Here is a 19,323-nt window from a genome sequence, read left to right as displayed (position 1 = left end):
TAAAATTTATTCATAATGATACAGGAAACGAAATAGAGTGTTTCTGTGAGAAAATTGACATTGACTATATCGAAAATGTAATTTACTATTTCTGTAGAGTATTAAAAGACAATGAATATAAAACAGTTGGAGTGTTTTCTTTTCAACACTTCTCAAAATGTTGTAGCAAAGAGTATATTAAATCAAAATAGAAATAGCATGAACAAAATCAAAATCGTTAACAAGAAAAGTGAACTTATTATAGAAATTGAATCCTCTTTTGTTCCAGCTGAAGGCGAATATATCTGGCTTGATAGTAGTATGGAAAACGCCGATTCAAGAAAGGTGATTGGAAGAGTAATAGATGTAGATAAGACAAGAAAAAGAATTAATATAACATTGGTTGTCGAATAATGTATTCAAAGAAAGTCAAAATATCAGAAGTAAAGGTCAACCCTAATAACCCTAGGTTGATAAAAGACGACAAGTTCAAGAAGCTTGTTAAAAGCATTATTTTATTTCCACAAATGATGTCCCATAGGCCAATAGTTGTTGATGAAAATTTCATGGCATTAGGAGGTAATATGAGAGACAAAAGTTGTGTCGAAATATCAAATTTAGGTAGAGAATATGCGGAAAGTGTTTTAAAGGAAAATGGTTATAAAAATACTCAAAAAGATGAGTGCTTAAATTATTTACGACCATTATTTGAAGGTTATTTTCCAGAAGGTTGGGTAAAACAAGAGAGTAATTTCACTGAAGATCAAAAAAACGAATTTGTAATAAAAGACAATGTATCCGGAGGAGATTGGGATTGGGAAATCTTAGCAAACGAATGGGACTCTGATCTATTGGAAGAATGGGGATTAGATTTAAAGTTTGCTGCAGATGTTCCAGAGGAAGAAGAACCGGAAGAGCAAACATACATTCCTACCTTCAGATTTGAAGTGACGTGTACTACTGAAGTTCAAAAGAATAAACTAATGGCTGATCTTTTATTAAAGGGGTACAGCTGTACAGAAGATTATTAATCATAAATAATAAAGCATGAATCATTTTATAGAAGTTAAAGAAATAGAAATTTCAGATCTTGACGGGGCGAGAGTAGCTGAAAATTATCCTGAAAGTGGATTATGGATTGTCAAAACAGAGAGGAATTCAGATTTAATCTTTGTTAATAAAGATCAAGGTAGCTGCTTTTTTATTTGTCCTGAATCAATTTATAAAAGTTTAGGATTAGATATGCCGGCATTACCTACACAACAGGAAGAAATAACAGACCTTTCTTCAATAATAAACATTCCTCCTGGATATGTGTCTGAGTATTTCGTTATGGACCTTGCTAAAATATTGTTGAATAGTAAAAAGTAAGTAATATGGCTTACAAGAAGAAAGAAATATATGACAAAGCGACAGAAGCGATTGTAAAACATAAGCTATTCTTCATTGAGGATGTAGTGTCTTTCTTACCAATATCCAAAAAGACATTCTATAAGTACTTCCCTTTGGAAAGTAACGAAAGTAACGAGCTAAAAGAACTCTTGGAAAAGAACAGAGTGGAGTTGAAAGTTTCGATGAGATCCAAATGGTATAAGAGTAATTCTCCTGCACTGCAAATGGCACTTATGAAACTGATTGCAACACCTGAAGAATTAAAGAAGCTGTCAATGACATATCAGGAGACAGAACACTCAGGAGAAATAAAGGGTAAAACAACAATTGTATTCTCAAAAGGTGCGAAAGGAAAAGATTGAAAATGAAGTTCTAAACCTGTCGGATAAGTATGAACCTTTATTCCAATGGTTAAGTGCAGAACCAAGTGAACCACTTTATTCTGTAAACACTGTTGTAATCACTGGAGGAAGATATTCTCAAAAGTCATTCGCAATTGGTACGTTCTCCGGCATTGCAACCAAAGACTTTAACCATAGGATACTTTACACGAGATATACTCTTACATCAGCAAAAGACTCAATCATTCCAGAATTCGAAGAAAAACTTTCACTGCTTAACTGCGCAGATGAATTCAAGGTTACAAAAGATAGCATTAGAGGAATCTACAATGAAAGTAAGATAGTTTTCAAGGGTATAAAGACCGGCTCCGGAAATCAAACTGCATCATTAAAATCGCTGAAGAACTTCTCGGTGTTTATCCTGGATGAAGCTGAGGAAATGCCGGACTTCACAACCTGGGATAAAATTAAAAAATCTATGAGGGCATTAGATGTAAGGAATTTATCCATACTCTCCTTAAATCCGGCAACAGAAGAACATTGGATCCATGAAGAGTTGTTTGAAGGTAAAGGTGTAGAAGCAGGGTTTAACGGAATCGTTGGTAATGTACTCTATATTCATTCTACTTACCGCGATATCGAGCGTGAATTTATTTCAGATGACACTTGGAATGAATACGAAGAATTAAGGTCAATCTATGAAACCTGGAAAGTGCTGTCAGGTAATAAGAAAGCTGAATACGACCCTAAATTAGTAAAGAAAGCAAAATATTTCTTACACACTATATTGGGTGGGTGGTTAAGCAAAGCGGAAGGAGTAATCTTTGAAGATTGGGAAGAAGGCGAATTCATCGACAATGGTAAGGCTATTTTCGGACAGGACTATGGATTCTCTGTTGATCCAACAACTTTAATAAAAGTATGCATTGAGAAATCGTTGAAAAAGATCTACCTAAAAGAGTATCTCTATCGCACTAAAATGACAACCTCCCAGATCTACGAGTTCAATAAGGAGATAGCGGGAGAAGTTTTAATTGTGGCCGATTCCGCAGAACCACGACTTATTGAAGAACTCCGGAAGAAGGGAAACAATGTAATTGCAGCGGAAAAAGGTCCCGGATCAGTCAGTGGCGGCATTGCCAGAATGCTTGATTACACTTTGGTAGTGGATCCAGACAGCAAAAACCTCAAAAAAGAATTAAACAACTATGTGTGGCATGATAAGAAATCAAATACACCTATTGACGACTGGAATCACCTTATTGACCCTATCAGATATGTTGTGTTAGAGCTTACTGAAGCACCAAACAATAACCTCAGCAGAATAGCATCTTTAATATAATGGACGAGAAATATTACGAACTACCGACCATCGGAGAGAAAATAGCATATCTCAAAAACAATGGTTTAGAACTGCCTAATATTGAGCAGTTCAACTCAGAATGGGACGAAACAAAGCACAGGATAATGACAGATCTTTATAATTATCCGGATCGCATTGTAGAGTATGAATATACCGATCAAGCAGGCAACAAAAAGGAAGGTAAAAGAATTGAAAAAATCAATAGGATTCCATTAGCTTACCAGAAAGAAATTGTTGCAAATGCTGTTACATTCTTGTATGCTAATCCGGTTAAGTATACTAACAACCTTGAGGATTCTACCATGTATGACTCATATCTCAAAATACTAGATAAAGAGAAAGTTATTTTCATGGATCGTGAAATTGCTAAATCAAATGGCAGATTTACACAATGTGCTGAACTTTGGTGGGTAAGTGAAGAGCCTAACAATTTTTATGGCTTTCCTTCTCAATTTCGGTTAAAAATGAACGTTCTTACACCAGATAAAAACAAAATGTATCCGTACTTTAATGAGCAGGGTGACATGGTAGCTTTCTTGCGAGAATATGAAAAGCGTATCGAAGGGCAAAAAGTAAAGTACTACGAGATATACACTGCAGATAGGATTGCTATTCTTAGGGATGAAAACGGAGGTATAGCCCTGGTGTCGGAAAATCAAAATAGTATTGGCAAAATTCCCATTGTCTTCTATCAATTTGAAAATGTGGAATGGTCAAAAGCTCAGAAAGCCATTGAAAGACTCGAAGAAATAGCCAGCGACACGGGAGAAGTAAACAAAAAATTCTCAGCTCCTATTTTAGCGCTTACCGGAGAAGTTACTGGAAGTTTTTCCAAAGATAAAACAGGGAAGGTGTTGCAACTAAAAGGTGACAATGCCACGGCTGATTTCGTGCAACCACCAAATGCAAGTGAATCTCTATCAAATGAAAAAGAAGATCTGGAAAGCATTATTTACAAAATGACCAATTCTGTAAATATTTCTCCTGATGCGTTACAAGGACTTGGGAACATGCTGGCCACTGAAAATGCTGCTTTCCTTTTCATGTTACCACACCTTAAGGTAATGGATAAGATGTCTGTTTATGTGCCGGCTCTTAAGCGTAGAATGTCAATTGTGAAATCTTTCCTGCAGTTAATGAATACATCCTTCCGGAATAGTGACCTGGATGCTGAACCGGTAATCACTCCTTACATCATAAACAATGAAGCTGCGTTCTACCGTATGCTAATGGAGGTAAATGGAAACCAACCTTTATTCAGCCAAAAAACAACAATGGAAAGGGCAGGAGTGAAAGATGTTGAGCAGGAGCTTGATGAGATCAACACTGAAATGGAGAAAAAAGCAGGAAATGACCTATTATGAGTCCAGACGAAAAACATATCAGACGCATTAATCAATATTTGAGATCAATAAATGCTTTATATGAGGATTTAGTGAGAGAAATTGTTTTGCTTGTAGTTGGTTTAAAGGTAGGGGAAAAGTTGTTTCGATTTAAGGATTACGGAAAGATAACAAAAGGTGTAAGTCAGGCTATAAATAAATACAATGACGGCCTAGTTTCACAGATTAAAATCTTCACACAATATGAATGGGATTATGGAAGCCAGAAAGTCAGCGATCTTCTAATCGAGAATCTAAATAAAATCAAGGATCGTATACCAACGGGAGCCTATGAATCAAGAATTACAGAGATTTCAAAGCAATCTGTAAACAAAACAGCTCTTGAAGCATTTCAAGAACGAAAGAAGGGCAAATTTACCATATCAGAAAGAGTATGGAATATTTCCAAGCAAGCAAGGGAAAACCTTGAATTTGCCATAGATGATGCGTTAAGAGAAGGGATCTCTGCCCAAGACCTAGCCAGAAAGATAAAATATAATCTTAATAACCCTGATGCTCTGTTCCGTAGAGTTCGGGATAAGCATGGGAACTTGGTCCTGTCGAAAAATGCTGCAGCCTTTCATCCTGGACAAGGAGTGTATCGTTCCGCCCATAAAAATGCTCTTCGTTTAGCATCAAACGAGATCAATACTGCATACAGGGAAGCCGAACAGCTCCGAATTATGAGTAACAATGATGTTGTAGGCCAAAGAATCAACCTAAGCCCACAACATAAAGTCTATGACATGTGTGATGATCTACAAGGAAACTATCCAAAGGATTTTAAGTGGTCCTCCTGGCATGTTTCCTGTAAATGCTTCCGGACAATGATTCTTAAATCAGAGGCAGAAATAATTAACGAAATCAACAATGGACAGGACTTGTCTCCAGAAGCCTCTAAGAATTTCGTCGCGGGAGCTCCTGATAATTTCAATCAGTGGATAGCAGATAATAGAGAAATGCTGGAAAGAAGAAGGAGTAAGCCGTATTTCTTAATTGAAAATCGTAATTTAATTAAGTAAAACATGTATATTCGGAAAAACTTTTAACAAATGGAAATTAGAAAAGATTTTATCTCAGTTGAAGCTGAACTTCATAAATCGTTACTCTTGGCCGAAAGCCTAAGGGAAATGGATTCTAATTGGATTCATGACAAGAACAATGAGGATATGGATCTTATTTATCATTATGATGTTAAACACTACAGTAGTATTGAATTATTATATTCTTATGGAAGATCGATGGCAAGAGGACTTTCATATGATCTAGCCTCTGTAAATAATGCTGGTGAATACGGAACCCTTTATTCCTGGGTGAAGAAAATAGAAGAAAGTTGGGAAGGGAGTAAGGAGTTTTATGAAAAAGTAATGCAGGATGCTTTACATGCTCAAGAGAAAACAAGACGTTTTAATTGTGTTATTCAAATGGTTCAAACCTTAAAAGATCAACTAAAAATTCTGGATAGTGTATTAATATTGATTGCTATACTTAAAACTAAAGATTTATATTTGTTAGAAGAAAGAGTTATCAATAAAACAATGTCTGCTGTGAGTAAAGATAAGAGTCCAAAAGAAAGTTATGAATATGATGTTTTTATTAGTCATGCATCCGAAGATAAAAACACATTTGTAGAAAAATTTTGCCAACATTTATCCGCCGAAAATATTAAATTTTGGTATGATTCAAATGAAATTGCATGGGGAGAAAGTCTAATAAGAAAAATCAACCAAGGGTTATCAAAATCAAGGTTTTCAATAATTATACTATCTAAAAGTTTTGTTGATAAAAAATGGACAAATGCGGAACTCGAAGCTGTTTTAAATATTGAAACAGTCACGGGTGATGTTAGGGTATTACCATTGATGTTAGGAGATCCGGCTGAGATTAAATCAATACTCACTGAATATCCACTGCTTGCGACAAAACGATATTTAAATGTGAGTGATGGCATTGATAATATTGTTGAAAATTTAAAGAATGTACTTTCAAAGTAAAATTACGTGACCTCGCTGGAATATACCGAATATAACCGTTTAACCGATGAAATGGAGCTGGACTTTGTAGCTCTATCTTCATCTTTTATGGGGTATTGTGAAGAAATAATATTCGGCTGCGACTATCCAGAAATTCGATACTACTGTTTCCACCTGTATAATGACAATTACACAAAGAATATCTTTTCTAAGCTTTCCTGCAGAATAGGGCGATTATTGACTAATACAGATCAAAATCTATATCCTAATCTTTTTGACGGCTTTTCGAACCTGCTTATTTATCTTAAAGAACCTATTGTCAGGGAAAATGACGAGCAATATAGAAAAGAAAATTACGATTTCTGGAGAGAGAAAGTCTGCCTGGATACGGAGCTTGCAAAGTCTGGAAGTTTCCTTAAATATTTAGTGGAAGCTGACAGTGAAGAACGCTTGGGTCAAGGACGTGGATAAGATGCAAGAGGAAATCAAAAAAGAAATACCATTGCAATCCAAGCCTGCAGTTCAGTAAAAAGATTGTAGGATACATTTGATTGTGGTATTTTTAGTGCAAAATATTATAATATGAGTAAGAAAAATATACCCCTTTCAGTTTTAAAGGCTTTAGAACCATTTGTAGGACTAAAAGATAAATTGTTTACTATTGAAAATAGGGAGAGAAACATATTGTTTGTAAGAGATATTGATTCAAGTTCAAAATTTTATTATACTATTGAATCAAGTGAAATAAGTGATGGAGAAGAGCTCTTTACAATAGTTCAAGCTCCAAAAAACGAAAAAGAACTAAAAGCTTTTGCTGTAAAAATTTATAGTAAGGATTTAAAAGATAATTTTAATTCTTGGATACAACTTCTTGAAAACTATAATAAAGTAAAATCATTCTTTGATGATCCAATACTTGAATCTTATGAAGAAGAATTCTATACAAACTTTGAATTAGTTGATGAAGATGCTGATACACGTCCTTTTAGTACTACTCAAATTTTGCAATTAGACTACCTTTTAGAGCAAGTAAGCACTAGATTGATTAATATGGCTGATGGTAATAATAGAGAACAGATTGAAACTATTATTACAGATATTACTGAAGTAAGGGAAAGTTTACCAACAAGGCCTCAAAAGTGGATTGCAGAACATATTTCAAAAATATTTGCAAAGATTGCTAAACAAGGAATAAATTTCATCAAAGAGTTTTGGGCTGAAGGTAAAAAGGAATTAATAAAAAATATTGTAAAAGGCCTAGTTGAAGCAGGAACGGAACTAATAAATTAAGTTTTAGCCTTCTCTTTGAGAGGGCTTTTTTGTTATATTTGTGAAAACATAATAATCATGGATATATCAATTGAGGGAGTTGTGGCAATATGCGGAGGGTCGTCGGCAGTAATATCTGGAGTAGTAGGTTTTGCAGCCCAAAGATGGGCCGATAAAAGAAACAATGAATGGAGAGCAAAAACAGATACAGAGCTAAAAAAGTTAGAAAGTGAATTATCTGAAAAAACCTCAATTCTAAACAATTTAATTAATATACAAAAGGATAATTATAGTGCAAGTCACCAAAGAAGACTTGAAGCAATAGAAAAAGTATGGGTTAGCCTAGAAAGTGTTAAGTGTAAAATATCTCCAACAATAGCATTTGTATATGATGGTATTACTGAGGCAGAAATTGAAGATTTAAATAGTGATAATCCAACTAAAAGTTCGATTTTTATAATAAATCAGTTAAAAGGTATAGATTACGATTCCATCTTTATACAAATACAGGATTTTAAAAAAGTAATATTCTGTGAACGCCCCTTTCTCGGAGACGATCTTTATGTGTCGCTTAATGTATACACTATTTTTTTAGGTAGGATTGCCAATAATACAATGACAGGAATTTCCTTTAAAGAATTTAAACATTGGCATAAGGATGAGCCTGCCATAAATTTACTTACAGATTACTTTAATGAAAAAGAAGTTCAGTATTTAAAACGACAGACCTTCTTTTCTTACCAATTGACAATCGAAATGTTTGAAAGCAAAATAATTGACATGATCAAAGATATTATGTCTGGCAAGGTAGCTTCAACGGATTCATTAACACATATTATTAATTTTAAAAAAATACTAGAAACAACAAATACAGCCCCTTAATTGGGGCTTAAATTTTAGTGCTGCAACATTTCTTCAATTTGTTTAAGTAAAGTCTTATTTTGTTCTGAATAAACTCTCATTAAATGAAGCTTTTCATCCTTGATGTCTAAATCTAAAACTTTAACAATTTCTTCATGCATTTTTTGACTTTGCTTTAAAGAAAGCATTATAAGTCTAGTTAATTCGTTGTTTTCCATATTCTATTAATTTATTTTCAAAGTTAACTCTTTTCCTTTAAGTGCGAAGAAAAGGTTTTGTAATTGGTGGACCGACTTTAATTCAATTGTATCGCGGCTGCTCAAATATACAATTTCAGAAAAATCGCCTTTTTTATTCCATAGTTGGAATTCTTCTTTTTCATAAGTGTTTAAAGTATACTCGCTTTCTGGCATAAGAGTGAAACCAAACGTCAGCAACCATTCCTCGGTTAATGGAATAGGCATACAATTGTCTGGATGAAGATCATTAATGTATACCAGATCTCCGAGATCTTGAAGGAGGTACACACATTCTAAATTTTCATCTTTTTTATCCATTACATAATTTCCTAAGCGTAATTCGTTTGTTTCCATATTTAAAATTTAAGTTATATGAAGCTAAGATTCTTCAGGTTGCTTTAAAAGATGATTTGCTTCCTTAGTTGTTTTGAGTTAAAGTTATTTTTTAAGCCACTCAAGCACTTGTTGAGTATGGAACATTATTTTAGTTTTTTGCTTTCTACTTTCATACCCTCCAATAATCAATTCTTCAGGTAATAATTTATTATCGATTAGGGAGTAAACACGTCTTCTGGGTTTTCCTATGATCCGGCAGAATTCATCCAAGGTAATAGATATCGACTTTGCTAATTCTACAAGATGAGATGCTTCCATTACATCCCGGAGCGTCATATCTGCCATTCTTTTATTTAGTAATTCATTCATACGGTAATTAAAACTGCTTATTAAAGTAATACTTTATATAACTATGCTAATTTACAATATTAATTATTGTTATACAATATTAACTAAAGTACTTTTGAGCATAATAATTAATTCTAAGTAATGTTTGAAAAAATCCTAAAGGAACTTAAAACCAAATACGCAAATCTGGGGTTAAGTGAAACAATTTTAAAAGTCATGGCCGAAACATTGGCTAAGACGGTTGAAAAAGAGGAAGAGGTAGAAACTGCAGTTGCAGGGGTTGAAGGACAGATGAAAATTTATCAATCCTTCGCTGATCAAAACAGAACGCTTCAAACTGAAATCACAAACCTTAAAAAATCTGGAGAAGGAAAAGCCGAAGAGAAGAAGGATGAAAAAAAGGAGGGTGAGGATAAGAAAGAAGCGGGCAAAGATGAAATTCCTGAATGGGCAAAAGCTATGATCGAAAGCAGTAAAACACTTGCGGAAAGTCTCATAGCCATGCAACAAAAGGAAACAGCACAAACCAATGCTCAAAAATTGCAATTGAAACTAGACGAGCTGAAAGTATCTAAATTTTACTTGGATCTTCTCCCACAATCACCAACTGACAGAACATTCCAAAATGATGAGGAAATTGCTGCTTTTGCAACCGATTTGAAAGCCAAATCAGACGCTTATGAGCAATCGGTAGCGAATGGAGCTTTAGGTTCTTCAGTAAAACCATTGTTCGGAGAAGTCGCAAAAGAGGGAGGTGTTTCTTCAGATGTTCAAGCATTCATTAAAACCAACTACAACAATGAAACAAATACAAAAGCTTAGTCCTTCGGGATTTCAAAAGGTGGTTTTTGATGAAATCACAGCACATTATCCAGGTGGAGTTCACGTAGACAAAACTTCTGCTGCTGCAAGATTCACAAATGGTGTTTTACCCGCGGGAACTTTACTTGTTCCGGGATCAAATGGAATGTTTAATGTCGTAAATGCTGACTTCACCGCTACAAACGTGAAAAATGCAATCGGCCTTACTACTCATGACATCGTTATCGACGATTTCCCATTAGTAGCGGTAGCTATTGCTGCTACTGCAAGACTGGAAGCTCTGCCAGATAAAGAATCAGCCGGAATTGAATTTTTAAAAGCTGCACTTCCAAGAATCACTACTTACTAACATTTAAAATCACAAAACAATGGCAGAAATTAATGCACAAAATGTAGTACAGGAGTTTAGTACTGATGATTGGAAAGCGATAGTTCAGGCATATCCATTGGGATCACTTTATTATAGAGACTTCTTTCCATTAGAATTTAATACGGGGTTGAGCTATACGATGCTCGAAAAATCAGCTGGTGCAAAAGTAATGGCAGATGTCGTTGCATTAGGATCGAGAGCGATCAGGAAAGGTCGAGACTTCGTAGAGAAATCAATGGGGCAGATTACTAAAAAGGAGATCGCAAGAGATAAGGATGAGGAAGATATGTTTAAGATTAGAGAATTGAGAACCGCAGCCTTAGCTTACCCTAAAAATTCATCTGTAAAGAATCAGATGATCAATATGATCTATGATGATATTCCTTTCGTAATTGACGGTATCAATGCGCGTTTGGAGTTTGAAGCAAAGCAATTAGCATCAACCGGAAAAGTAACTACTACAGCAGCAAATAACGAAGGCGTTAAGAATATTTCCCTTGATTACGGAGTTGTCGTACAGAATGCTCAGAAAGACTGGTTTGCAGATGCTACAGCAGATCCAATTGAAGAGATTCAGGCATTACAAGATGAAGCAAGAAAAACAGGAAATCGTTACATGTCCGTAACTCTGGAAACAGACACTCTGAACAAAGTACTGAGAAACCAAAATACAAAGATGTTTGTACTTGGTATTCCTGTAACTCCTAGTACTATATTACCTTCTGTAACGCTTGCTCAATTGAATTCTGAATTATCAGCTAAAGGACTTCCTGTATTCAAGGTTTGGGACTCATTCGTTCAAACCGAAAGTAAAGCGGGCGTGAGGACTGCCGTTTCTGGATGGGTACAAGGAAATATCACATTGACAATTTCACCAATCATTGGTGTTACAAAATACACTGTATCAGACGAGTTTAATATCAAGACGGGAATTGAGATCTCTAAAGAGGTAAAAGACGATTTCTTGCTTGTTAAAACATGGGGGACAGAAGATCCGCAGATTATGTCAACGAAAGGAACGGCTTTCGCTATTCCGGTATTCAATGACGTTAAAAAATCTCTAATTCTGAAAACGAAATTAGCATAATGACTATCGGGGAGTACATACAAGAAAAATTTTCTCTTTGGTCGGTTGAGTATTCCGATGGTATGGTTGCAGCAGAATTAGGCCGCGTGAACCATAATCCATCCGAAACCATAACGAATGATATAAACTTAGATAATTTCTTTTATAACGTAATCCCCGACATCATTAACATGCCTTCCAGTATTTCTGAGGGTGGTTATTCTATCTCCTATGATAAAGCCACTCTCATGAAATACTACTCAATGATAGCAAGGAAACTTGGAAAGCCTGATCTACTCTCTGAAAATACAATCACTGATATTACTGCAAAATGGGGATAAAGCAATTTCCTTACACACTTTGGCTATATCAACTAGCTGAATCAACTTACAATCCAAGTGACGGAAGTTGGTCCGATGGTTCAGAAGAATGGGTGAATCTCTCTAAATGCCGTGACGAAGCAAACGGACGAGGTAGCAAGATCGTAACTGAAGATAGTGAGGTTTATGTGTATGGGGCCGTGGTTTACTTACCGAAAAACTGTCCAAAAGTTCCCACAGGTGGATTAATCAGAGTTATTGATCAGGAAGGAAATGTAAGGCTTGAAGGAAATAACAGGCTATTTAAAAAAGAACAACTACACTCTAGGTTATGGCTCTAAGATTTACAGGAAATAATTCAGCAATAGAAAAGAGGTTTCTGGAGGCTCAAAAGGAAATTACTAGTAAAGTTATCCGGATTCTAAAATACTGCGCAGAATAGGTAATAAATGAAGCAAGAACGAATGCCACCTATAGAGACATAACCGGAAACTTAAGATCTTCTACAGGATATGTTATCATTTTGGATGGAAAGATTGTAGAAGAAAACTTTACTGGGGACGGAGAAGGAACTAATACCGGGAAATCTGTTGCTAGAGAAATTATGACCCAACAACCAGCTATCGCTCTTGTTGTTGTCGCAGGAATGAAATACGCCTCACAGGTTGAAAGCCGGGGACGTAATGTTCTGACAAGTGCGGAACAAATGGCTAAAACATTAGTTCCAAACCTTTTAAGACAATTAAGATGAAGACGGTAAACCAAGGTAAGCAATGGATATCAGATCTGCTGATTGAGGGGAATATCTTAAATCTAATATCAGGTATTGTCTATAGAGATAAACGGCCAATTGGAAGCACAAAGGAAGATATTGTGATCAATTCGCTAGCTATGGATAATTCCTTTCTACAGGATGGAGTGTTCAACGTCAACTGTTATGTTCCAATGTTGCTTAAGAAGATTAATAACATTGATCAGTACTTACCAAATACCGTAAGGGAAGATGCGATTTCTAAAGCTGTTTATCCTCTATTAGAGAAGGTTTTTAGACCAGCCTTTAACCTATCGGTAGTATATCATAATTCTTTTACCGAGGAAGCAGAGAAGGCTACATACATCAATTTCAGAGTCAATTTAAAAGCATATAACTAAAAAAAATACAAACAATGTCATCAATTAATAATGGACTAGCATTAGTCAAATTGGGAGCGGTTGGATCTGATGGAGGTCTAGGTAGTGCACTTGAAAATATTGGGAAAATCAAGGAGGGTTCATTCAAAGTTAACCACACTGAAGGAGATAAAGTTGAATTCAAAGAGGAGGCTTCGGATATACCATTCTATGTTAGGCAAAAAGAAGGAACGTTGGGTTTTGAATTTGAAGTTCACGACGCGGACGGACCTGCATTTGTTAAAGTTTGGGGAGGAACCTATGATGCAACAACAAAAAAGTATACCCCACCTAAAAGAATAATCCCAAAGGAAATGTCTTTTCAGGCAGTCCCTGAATTTGGGCATGGATTCGATGTGCCAAGAGCTTTAGTTTCAGGAAGATTTTCTGATGCCATGGGTAAAGATTCATTGCTGGGTTTAATTGTTTCAGTAACAGTGCTTGAATGTGAAAAAGAAGGCGTTTCAAACTTCGATAATCCACACTATCCACTAACAACTCCATAATACAATCACCATGGGCCTATCTCCGGGTAGGTCCTTTTAATAAAGCTCTATATGGAAAACATTGAATTAGAGAAGGAGGAGTTAGAATTGTTGGTTGGTGAAGGTTACAGCTTTGAGACAACCTTTTTCGGTAAGAAAAAGACTTGGAACATCGGAAAACTTCCAATGGGCAAAATGCTCAGGATATCAAGGATTTCCATTAAGATCAAAGTAGATGAAGAAGCCCTGTCGAATAACGATCTTTCTATTCAACTACCGGCACAATATGAAGCAGTAAGAGATAATGCAAGCCTTTTAGCAGAAGCCGTGGCAGTTGCAGTTGAAAGCAAGTTGCCAAAATGGTTGCTTAAATGGCACTTCCTAAACTCTCTCAATAGCGAAGAGATTATGAAATTCTCACTCGAACTATTGAAATTCTCAAACTATCAAAATTTTATGACCTCTACGGTATTAATGAACGGGAACCGTCCGACCAAAGCGATGCCGATAGAGAAACCGGACTCAAAACCATCTACGGAGCAATGGGGCAAATCTGCCACCACTTCGGATGGTCTTTAGACTACCTGCTTTGGGATATAGACTGGCGTATCGTACAGCGAATGCTGATAGATGCTCCTAAATACGAGTCGAAAGACGATAATGATGACGATAAAAAATCAAACACAAAGTCCGTCAAAATGACTGAACAGAACTCTGAAGACTTAATCGCACAACTACAGCAATACAAGTAATGAATACCAATAACGGAGCCTTATATTTTGGAGCAGGTATAGATACTACTCAATTTCGTAGAGACATCGATTCTATGAGACGAGATATTTTAGGTCTTAGCCAATCCACCATCCAGGAAACCCAAAATATGGATTCTGCATTTAAAAGCCTATCCGTAGGTATCGCTAGTTATTTTTCATTTAATGCAATGAAGGGCTTTACAATGGAAGTCATCAAAGTTAGAGGTGAATTCCAGATGATGGAAAATGCCATTGAAACTATCACTGGCTCAAAGTCTAAAATGGATCAGCTAATGACAGAATGGAAAGGTTTGACCTTAAGATCCCCTTTTAGACTTTCCGAGATCGGACAAGCTGGTAAACAACTATTAGCATATGGTATTGATGTAAATAAAGTTACACATGATATTGAGATGCTTGGAAATGTAGCATCTGGTGTTTCAGCGCCAATTGGAGATATAGCCTATGTTTATGGAACTTTGAAAACTCAGGGAAGGGCATACACTAGGGATATTCTACAGTTTACAATGCGTGGTATTCCGCTAATGGAAAAACTAGCAGAGGTCATGAATGTTGATGAAACTGAAATGAAAGGTCTTATCGAGGCTGGTAAAGTTGGTTTCCCTGAAGTAGAAAAGGCAATGAATGCTTTAACCACTGAAGGAGGGAAATTCAATAATCTTATTGGAAAGCAGGCAACAACCCTTACTGGAGCTGTGAATCGTCTTAAGCATGAATTTGAATTAATGCTTAATGAAATTGGCGCAGGTAATGAATCTCTTCTTTCTGGAGGAATAAATAACTTATCACACTTAGTCGAAAACTATAGAGAAGTAAGTAAATCTATTCTTGAGCTTATTTCTGTTTATGGATTATATAAAGCTGCAGTAATTACAACCGATGCTCTTGGCCGAATGTACAACATGACTATTCAGTCAGAAATTGCACTTCTTGGAATTTCGGAAAAAATGAAGCTTGGTAGAGCTTTGGTAACCCAAAGACAGGCAGAAGCGACAGCAAGAGAAGCAGCTGCCGAACTAGCTAATACAAGAGCAAAGTATTCCGCATTACAAGTTGAAGTTTCATCATTGGCTATTAAAAAGCAGTCCGCGATTCAATCCGGAATTACTGCTACAGCAAAAGCTCAAGAAGCGGCTGTACAATTATCCTTAGCTAGAATGGAGCTTTCAGCAATTCAGGCAACTGGTACTGCCAGGGAAATAGAAATAGCCCAGAAAAGAGTATCTACCGCTCAAAATACTGTTATTGCGACTCAAGAAACCGCTTCTATTGCTAGAAAAAGAGCTTTAGCAGTTTCTACAGAATTCAATGCGGCAAAACAACAATTAGAGAATACGGCACAAGCGGTAGGTGTTGCGGAGAAAACTGCTGCAACTGCAGCGGAAACAGCTCAAATAGCTGCAAAAAATGCCAATGCAACTGCAACAACTAGACTTACTGCTGTTCAAAGAATTCAAACTTTTGCAAGTTTAGCAGGAGCAAAAGCGCAGGCTTTTTTAAATGCTACTTTAATGTCTAACCCATATGCAACTGTTATAGTTCTTCTTGGTGTTTTGACCTACAGCATATACAAGGCAGCATCTGCAACCTCTGAGCTGCAAAAAATTCAGGAAGAATATAACGAGAATCTAAAACGAACCAATCAATCTGTTAACGAGCAAAAAACTAAAGTTGAAACTCTTATTAAGGCTATCAAGGATCAAAGCACATCATATGATGATGCAAACAAAATGGTAAATCAGCTTAATAGACTTACTGAAAATAGAATTAAAGGTCTCTCTGTTGAAGCAATAAGAACTGGTCAAGCAGATAAAGCAGTTCAGGCATATAATAAAACACTAGAGAGAAATGCCGAGGCAATGCTTAAGGTACAAGAAATAGCAAGATGGGAAGAAGAATTAAAGAGTCTAGAAAAAGATGTCAAGACTTTTTCATGGGGAGAAGCAATTGGCCAGGCGTTCAATCCATTTAATGATGATTACTGGTCTATTAACCCAGAGAATCAAAAAAAAGAGAAAATCGCAGCTTTAAAAAAGACTATTTCAGACGCAATAAAAGACGTGAAAAAAGCGGTTAAAGAGGGGTTTGACATAAACGGTGGTAGTTCTATTACAGAAGAAAAGCCATATTCTCCTGCAAAATTTACTGAAGAATGGTATGATCAGGAAATAGAACGATTAGAAGCCTTAAAGAAAAAAACTGTTGTAGGATCTAAAAAATGGAATGAATACGAAGCTGAAATCGAAAGAATTAGAAATCTTGTAAGCCCCAAAAAGCAGAAGGAAGAAAATCAAATTGCTGAAATATTTCCAATAGGGTCTCCAAAACAAATTCAGCAACAAATGCAATTGTTAGATGATGCTATCGCAGTCATGCAAAATGGTATGGTTAAGATTAGGAAACTTGATAAGTTTGGCCATGATAAGGATAAACAAGGGAATCCATTTTTGACAGGAGAAATCATTTCGTTAGAAAATGCAAACAAAAGGAGAGCTGCTCTTCAAGAAAAATATGATGAAATTTCCTACAAAACATCACAAGAGAAATTTGATTTAGCGAAAAAGCAATGGGAAAACTACTACAAGTCAATTGAATATTTCGGTAAAGACGAAGCTGATAAAATGTATCAGGGGCTATTTAAAGGATCCAATAGTTTTCTTCAATATATAGACAACGAAATACTTGCCTTAAATGATCGCGCAATAGCTGGCGAAAGACTTACAAAATCAGATTATGATTATTTATTAAACCTTAAAAGTGCAAAAAATACTCTAACAGGAATTGAAGAGCCAATCGAAATTTTTAAAAGAGAATTTGAGAACACTTTAAAGTTAATGCCGTCGTATGTTGATCAAATCGAAGCCATAGAAAAGGCTATAGATGATGCTTACCAAAATGAAAGGGGTAATTCAGATATGTTCCTTACTCAGAAAAGGTTTTTAGACGAAAGAAAAAGATCAATAATCCAACAGCAAAAGGAAATTGCAATACAATTTGTTAATGAACAGGAAACTGCTGAACAAAAGGCATTAGTAATTAAGCAAAAATATGAGGAAATAAGGAAGCAGATTGGTGAAAATTCTTCATATTCAGAGCAAGAAAGGCTTAGGCTATTAGGTATTTCATACAAAAATGAAGCAAAGGAAATCTCTGAAGCTTCATTGGAAGTTTTCCAAAAATCCGACTTATTTATTAAAGCTTTTGGTGACTTAGAAAGAGTAGGTCCTAGTGCTTTAAGAAAATTAAAGAAGGCACTTGAGGAATACATACAGTCTGCGGAGGGCGAAAAATTAGGAGCAGAACAATTAAAAGTAATTCAAGATCAATTACGAAAGATAGATGATCAATTAAACAAAGATCCTTTTGCCTCCATCGGAATTGCAATTAGTAAATACACAGCTGAGAAGAAAAAATTAAATGATGTAGAGAAAAAGTTTGGAAAGAATAGCCCGCAGTATAATGAGCAATTAGAAAATACAAGAATTGCTTTTGGAGGAATTGTTGAAGCCACAGCTGGTGCTGTATCAGGCATTATCGGATTTACAACTGGATTAGGTGATGCGCTTGGTACAATGTCTGAGTCAACTAAAAAAACATTGAAAGATGTTGAACAGTTGGGAGAAGGTATTTCAAATCTAGTACAAGGATACTTTAAACAAAATTATGCACAAGCTGCAGGAGGTTTAATCCAGACGATTGCTGCTGTTTCTAGCTTAATTGGTGGGGATAACGCTCGTGAAAAGCAAATTCAAGATTGGCAAAGAGTAATTGAAAGCCTCAAAAATACATATCAAGATCTTCAAAGGACGATTGAAAAAACAGCAGGTCAAGAATCAATTTCCAGGCAGAAAGAATTGATTAATAACCTTAAGGAACAGCAAAAGGTTCTTAATGATATGCGTGATAAAGAGTTCGGTAAGAAAAAGGCAGATAAGGACAAAATTTCGCAGTACGAGCAACAGATGAACGATATAAACCGCCAGATAGAAGATTTGGTGACAAAGTTTAAAGAGAGTGTTACTACTGTAGAATTCAAAGAACTTTCCCAGAAACTTGCAGACTCATTAATTGAGGCATTTGGACAAGGTGAAGACGCTGCGAAATCTTTTGATAAAGTGGTGGAGGATGTTATGAAAAATGCTGTTGTCAACGCTTTAAGGATAAAGTATCTGGAGCCGGTTGTAAAAGAAATGGTTGACAACCTTTATGCTTCAATGGGATACGGAAAAGGAGATCAAAGTAAGATTGAACAGGCCATTAAAGAAACGCAGGCCGAAATTGAGAAGACACAAGCTGAAATTAATGCATCTGGAAACTTTCAGGAGGTAAAAGTCCTCGAAGCTAAGAGAATGCAACTTCAGCAAAAAATCAATGATCTTAAAGCCCAGTTGGCTAATACTGATATTGACGGCGCTTTTGATGGGTTGACCCAGGAGGAGATTGATAAGTTAAAAGACTATAAAAATGATCCACGATATAAAGCGTTTCTAGAAAGCATTAAATCAATTAAAGAGGTTTTCGAAAATACTACCGCGGCAGCCCAAGGTTTAAAAGGTGACATCAAAGGAATTACCGAAAAGACAGCTGGAGCATTGGAAGGTCAGTTCAATGCAGTCAGAATAAACATATCTGAAGTACTAAAGATTATGAAGGGAAATCAAACTGTAGCCAATGCACAAACAGTTCTCCTGTCAAAAATTGAAAGCAATACCAGCAATTTAATCCAGATCAGAAAGGATATGGCTGAATTAAACAATAAAATCAAACCCGGTCTTGCCGGCATTCCATAATCATGAATTTACAAGATATATACATACAAGCTAAGCGAATCGGT

25 protein-coding genes are annotated in these 19,323 nt (G+C 35.8%); 22 read left to right on the top strand and 3 right to left on the bottom strand.

Features of this window, described 5'->3' with window-relative positions; translation table 11 throughout:
• Positions 1 to 198: 198 nt before the first annotated feature.
• The 11 genes from ODR02_RS09040 (at position 199) to ODR02_RS08990 (ending at position 8,581) form a co-directional block, all read left to right on the top strand.
• Positions 199 to 393 carry a hypothetical protein gene (locus ODR02_RS09040; protein WP_309512218.1) on the top strand — a complete coding sequence of 65 codons (195 nt, stop codon included), beginning with the start codon at positions 199 to 201 and terminating at the stop codon, positions 391 to 393.
• Positions 393 to 1,010, top strand: coding sequence for a hypothetical protein (locus ODR02_RS09035; protein ID WP_309512217.1), 618 nt, complete (start codon positions 393 to 395; stop codon positions 1,008 to 1,010). The genes ODR02_RS09040 and ODR02_RS09035 overlap by 1 nt, the downstream gene beginning before the upstream one ends.
• 16 nt (positions 1,011 to 1,026) lie before the next feature.
• Positions 1,027 to 1,350: a hypothetical protein gene (locus ODR02_RS09030; protein WP_309512216.1), complete on the top strand. Its 324-nt coding sequence runs from the start codon at positions 1,027 to 1,029 to the stop codon at positions 1,348 to 1,350.
• Between the two features lie 5 nt (positions 1,351 to 1,355).
• Positions 1,356 to 1,733 carry a hypothetical protein gene (locus ODR02_RS09025; RefSeq protein ID WP_309512215.1) on the top strand — a complete coding sequence of 126 codons (378 nt, stop codon included), beginning with the start codon at positions 1,356 to 1,358 and terminating at the stop codon, positions 1,731 to 1,733.
• Positions 1,714 to 3,054: a PBSX family phage terminase large subunit gene (locus tag ODR02_RS09020; RefSeq protein ID WP_309512214.1), complete on the top strand. Its 1,341-nt coding sequence runs from the start codon at positions 1,714 to 1,716 to the stop codon at positions 3,052 to 3,054. Before ODR02_RS09025 ends, ODR02_RS09020 begins: the two co-directional genes overlap by 20 nt.
• Positions 3,054 to 4,439 carry a phage portal protein gene (locus ODR02_RS09015; protein ID WP_309512213.1) on the top strand — a complete coding sequence of 462 codons (1,386 nt, stop codon included), beginning with the start codon at positions 3,054 to 3,056 and terminating at the stop codon, positions 4,437 to 4,439. Before ODR02_RS09020 ends, ODR02_RS09015 begins: the two co-directional genes overlap by 1 nt.
• Positions 4,436 to 5,479: a hypothetical protein gene (locus ODR02_RS09010; protein ID WP_309512212.1), complete on the top strand. Its 1,044-nt coding sequence runs from the start codon at positions 4,436 to 4,438 to the stop codon at positions 5,477 to 5,479. Before ODR02_RS09015 ends, ODR02_RS09010 begins: the two co-directional genes overlap by 4 nt.
• A gap of 30 nt (positions 5,480 to 5,509) precedes the next feature.
• Positions 5,510 to 6,451, top strand: coding sequence for a toll/interleukin-1 receptor domain-containing protein (locus ODR02_RS09005; protein ID WP_309512211.1), 942 nt, complete (start codon positions 5,510 to 5,512; stop codon positions 6,449 to 6,451).
• A 6-nt stretch (positions 6,452 to 6,457) separates the two neighbouring features.
• A complete protein-coding gene (locus tag ODR02_RS09000; RefSeq protein ID WP_309512210.1) occupies positions 6,458 to 6,901 on the top strand; it encodes a hypothetical protein in 444 nt (147 codons plus the stop codon).
• Between the two features lie 111 nt (positions 6,902 to 7,012).
• A complete protein-coding gene (locus ODR02_RS08995) occupies positions 7,013 to 7,720 on the top strand; it encodes a hypothetical protein (protein ID WP_309512209.1) in 708 nt (235 codons plus the stop codon).
• Between the two features lie 57 nt (positions 7,721 to 7,777).
• Entirely contained in the window at positions 7,778 to 8,581 is an 804-nt protein-coding gene (locus ODR02_RS08990; protein WP_309512208.1) for a hypothetical protein, read from the top strand.
• A gap of 14 nt (positions 8,582 to 8,595) precedes the next feature.
• On the opposite strand, the gene ODR02_RS08985 is transcribed toward ODR02_RS08990, so the two are convergent.
• The 3 genes from ODR02_RS08985 to ODR02_RS08975 form a co-directional block, all read right to left on the bottom strand.
• Positions 8,596 to 8,778: a hypothetical protein gene (locus ODR02_RS08985; RefSeq protein ID WP_309512207.1), complete on the bottom strand. Its 183-nt coding sequence runs from the start codon at positions 8,776 to 8,778 to the stop codon at positions 8,596 to 8,598.
• A 6-nt stretch (positions 8,779 to 8,784) separates the two neighbouring features.
• Entirely contained in the window at positions 8,785 to 9,153 is a 369-nt protein-coding gene (locus ODR02_RS08980) for a hypothetical protein (protein ID WP_309512206.1), read from the bottom strand.
• 84 nt (positions 9,154 to 9,237) lie between these two features.
• On the bottom strand, positions 9,238 to 9,504 hold the full coding sequence (locus ODR02_RS08975; RefSeq protein WP_309512205.1) for a hypothetical protein: 267 nt from the start codon (positions 9,502 to 9,504) through the stop codon (positions 9,238 to 9,240).
• A 120-nt stretch (positions 9,505 to 9,624) separates the two neighbouring features.
• On the opposite strand from ODR02_RS08975, the gene ODR02_RS08970 reads away from it, so the two are divergent.
• The 11 genes from ODR02_RS08970 (at position 9,625) to ODR02_RS08920 (ending at position 19,279) form a co-directional block, all read left to right on the top strand.
• The gene (locus tag ODR02_RS08970) at positions 9,625 to 10,305 is read left to right on the top strand and encodes a hypothetical protein (protein ID WP_309512204.1); all 681 of its coding nucleotides are present in this window, start codon (positions 9,625 to 9,627) and stop codon (positions 10,303 to 10,305) included.
• Positions 10,283 to 10,654, top strand: coding sequence for a hypothetical protein (locus tag ODR02_RS08965; protein ID WP_309512203.1), 372 nt, complete (start codon positions 10,283 to 10,285; stop codon positions 10,652 to 10,654). Before ODR02_RS08970 ends, ODR02_RS08965 begins: the two co-directional genes overlap by 23 nt.
• Positions 10,655 to 10,673: 19 nt before the next feature.
• Positions 10,674 to 11,762 (top strand): major capsid protein, encoded by a 1,089-nt coding sequence (locus ODR02_RS08960; protein WP_309512202.1) that lies wholly within the window; start codon positions 10,674 to 10,676, stop codon positions 11,760 to 11,762.
• The gene (locus ODR02_RS08955; RefSeq protein WP_309512201.1) at positions 11,762 to 12,082 is read left to right on the top strand and encodes a DUF6706 family protein; all 321 of its coding nucleotides are present in this window, start codon (positions 11,762 to 11,764) and stop codon (positions 12,080 to 12,082) included. The genes ODR02_RS08960 and ODR02_RS08955 overlap by 1 nt, the downstream gene beginning before the upstream one ends.
• Positions 12,073 to 12,402 carry a hypothetical protein gene (locus tag ODR02_RS08950; RefSeq protein ID WP_309512200.1) on the top strand — a complete coding sequence of 110 codons (330 nt, stop codon included), beginning with the start codon at positions 12,073 to 12,075 and terminating at the stop codon, positions 12,400 to 12,402. Before ODR02_RS08955 ends, ODR02_RS08950 begins: the two co-directional genes overlap by 10 nt.
• A 182-nt stretch (positions 12,403 to 12,584) precedes the next feature.
• Positions 12,585 to 12,812, top strand: coding sequence for a hypothetical protein (locus ODR02_RS08945; RefSeq protein ID WP_309512199.1), 228 nt, complete (start codon positions 12,585 to 12,587; stop codon positions 12,810 to 12,812).
• Complete coding sequence (locus tag ODR02_RS08940) at positions 12,809 to 13,213, top strand: hypothetical protein (protein ID WP_309512198.1); 405 nt, start codon at positions 12,809 to 12,811, stop codon at positions 13,211 to 13,213. Before ODR02_RS08945 ends, ODR02_RS08940 begins: the two co-directional genes overlap by 4 nt.
• 14 nt (positions 13,214 to 13,227) lie before the next feature.
• Positions 13,228 to 13,737, top strand: a complete 510-nt coding sequence (locus ODR02_RS08935; protein ID WP_309512197.1) for a hypothetical protein — start codon at positions 13,228 to 13,230, stop codon at positions 13,735 to 13,737.
• A gap of 51 nt (positions 13,738 to 13,788) precedes the next feature.
• The gene (locus ODR02_RS08930) at positions 13,789 to 14,295 is read left to right on the top strand and encodes a hypothetical protein (protein ID WP_309512196.1); all 507 of its coding nucleotides are present in this window, start codon (positions 13,789 to 13,791) and stop codon (positions 14,293 to 14,295) included.
• Positions 14,259 to 14,468, top strand: a complete 210-nt coding sequence (locus ODR02_RS08925) for a hypothetical protein (RefSeq protein WP_309512195.1) — start codon at positions 14,259 to 14,261, stop codon at positions 14,466 to 14,468. Before ODR02_RS08930 ends, ODR02_RS08925 begins: the two co-directional genes overlap by 37 nt.
• Complete coding sequence (locus ODR02_RS08920) at positions 14,468 to 19,279, top strand: tape measure protein (protein ID WP_309512194.1); 4,812 nt, start codon at positions 14,468 to 14,470, stop codon at positions 19,277 to 19,279. Before ODR02_RS08925 ends, ODR02_RS08920 begins: the two co-directional genes overlap by 1 nt.
• Positions 19,280 to 19,323: the final 44 nt, after the last annotated feature.

It is taken from the genome of Chryseobacterium sp. CFS2 (assembly GCF_036543225.1).
Classification (GTDB): Bacteria; Bacteroidota; Bacteroidia; order Flavobacteriales; family Weeksellaceae; genus Chryseobacterium; species Chryseobacterium culicis_A.
Note: the sequence above shows the minus strand (reverse complement) of the source record. Positions and strands in the feature narration are given on the sequence as shown.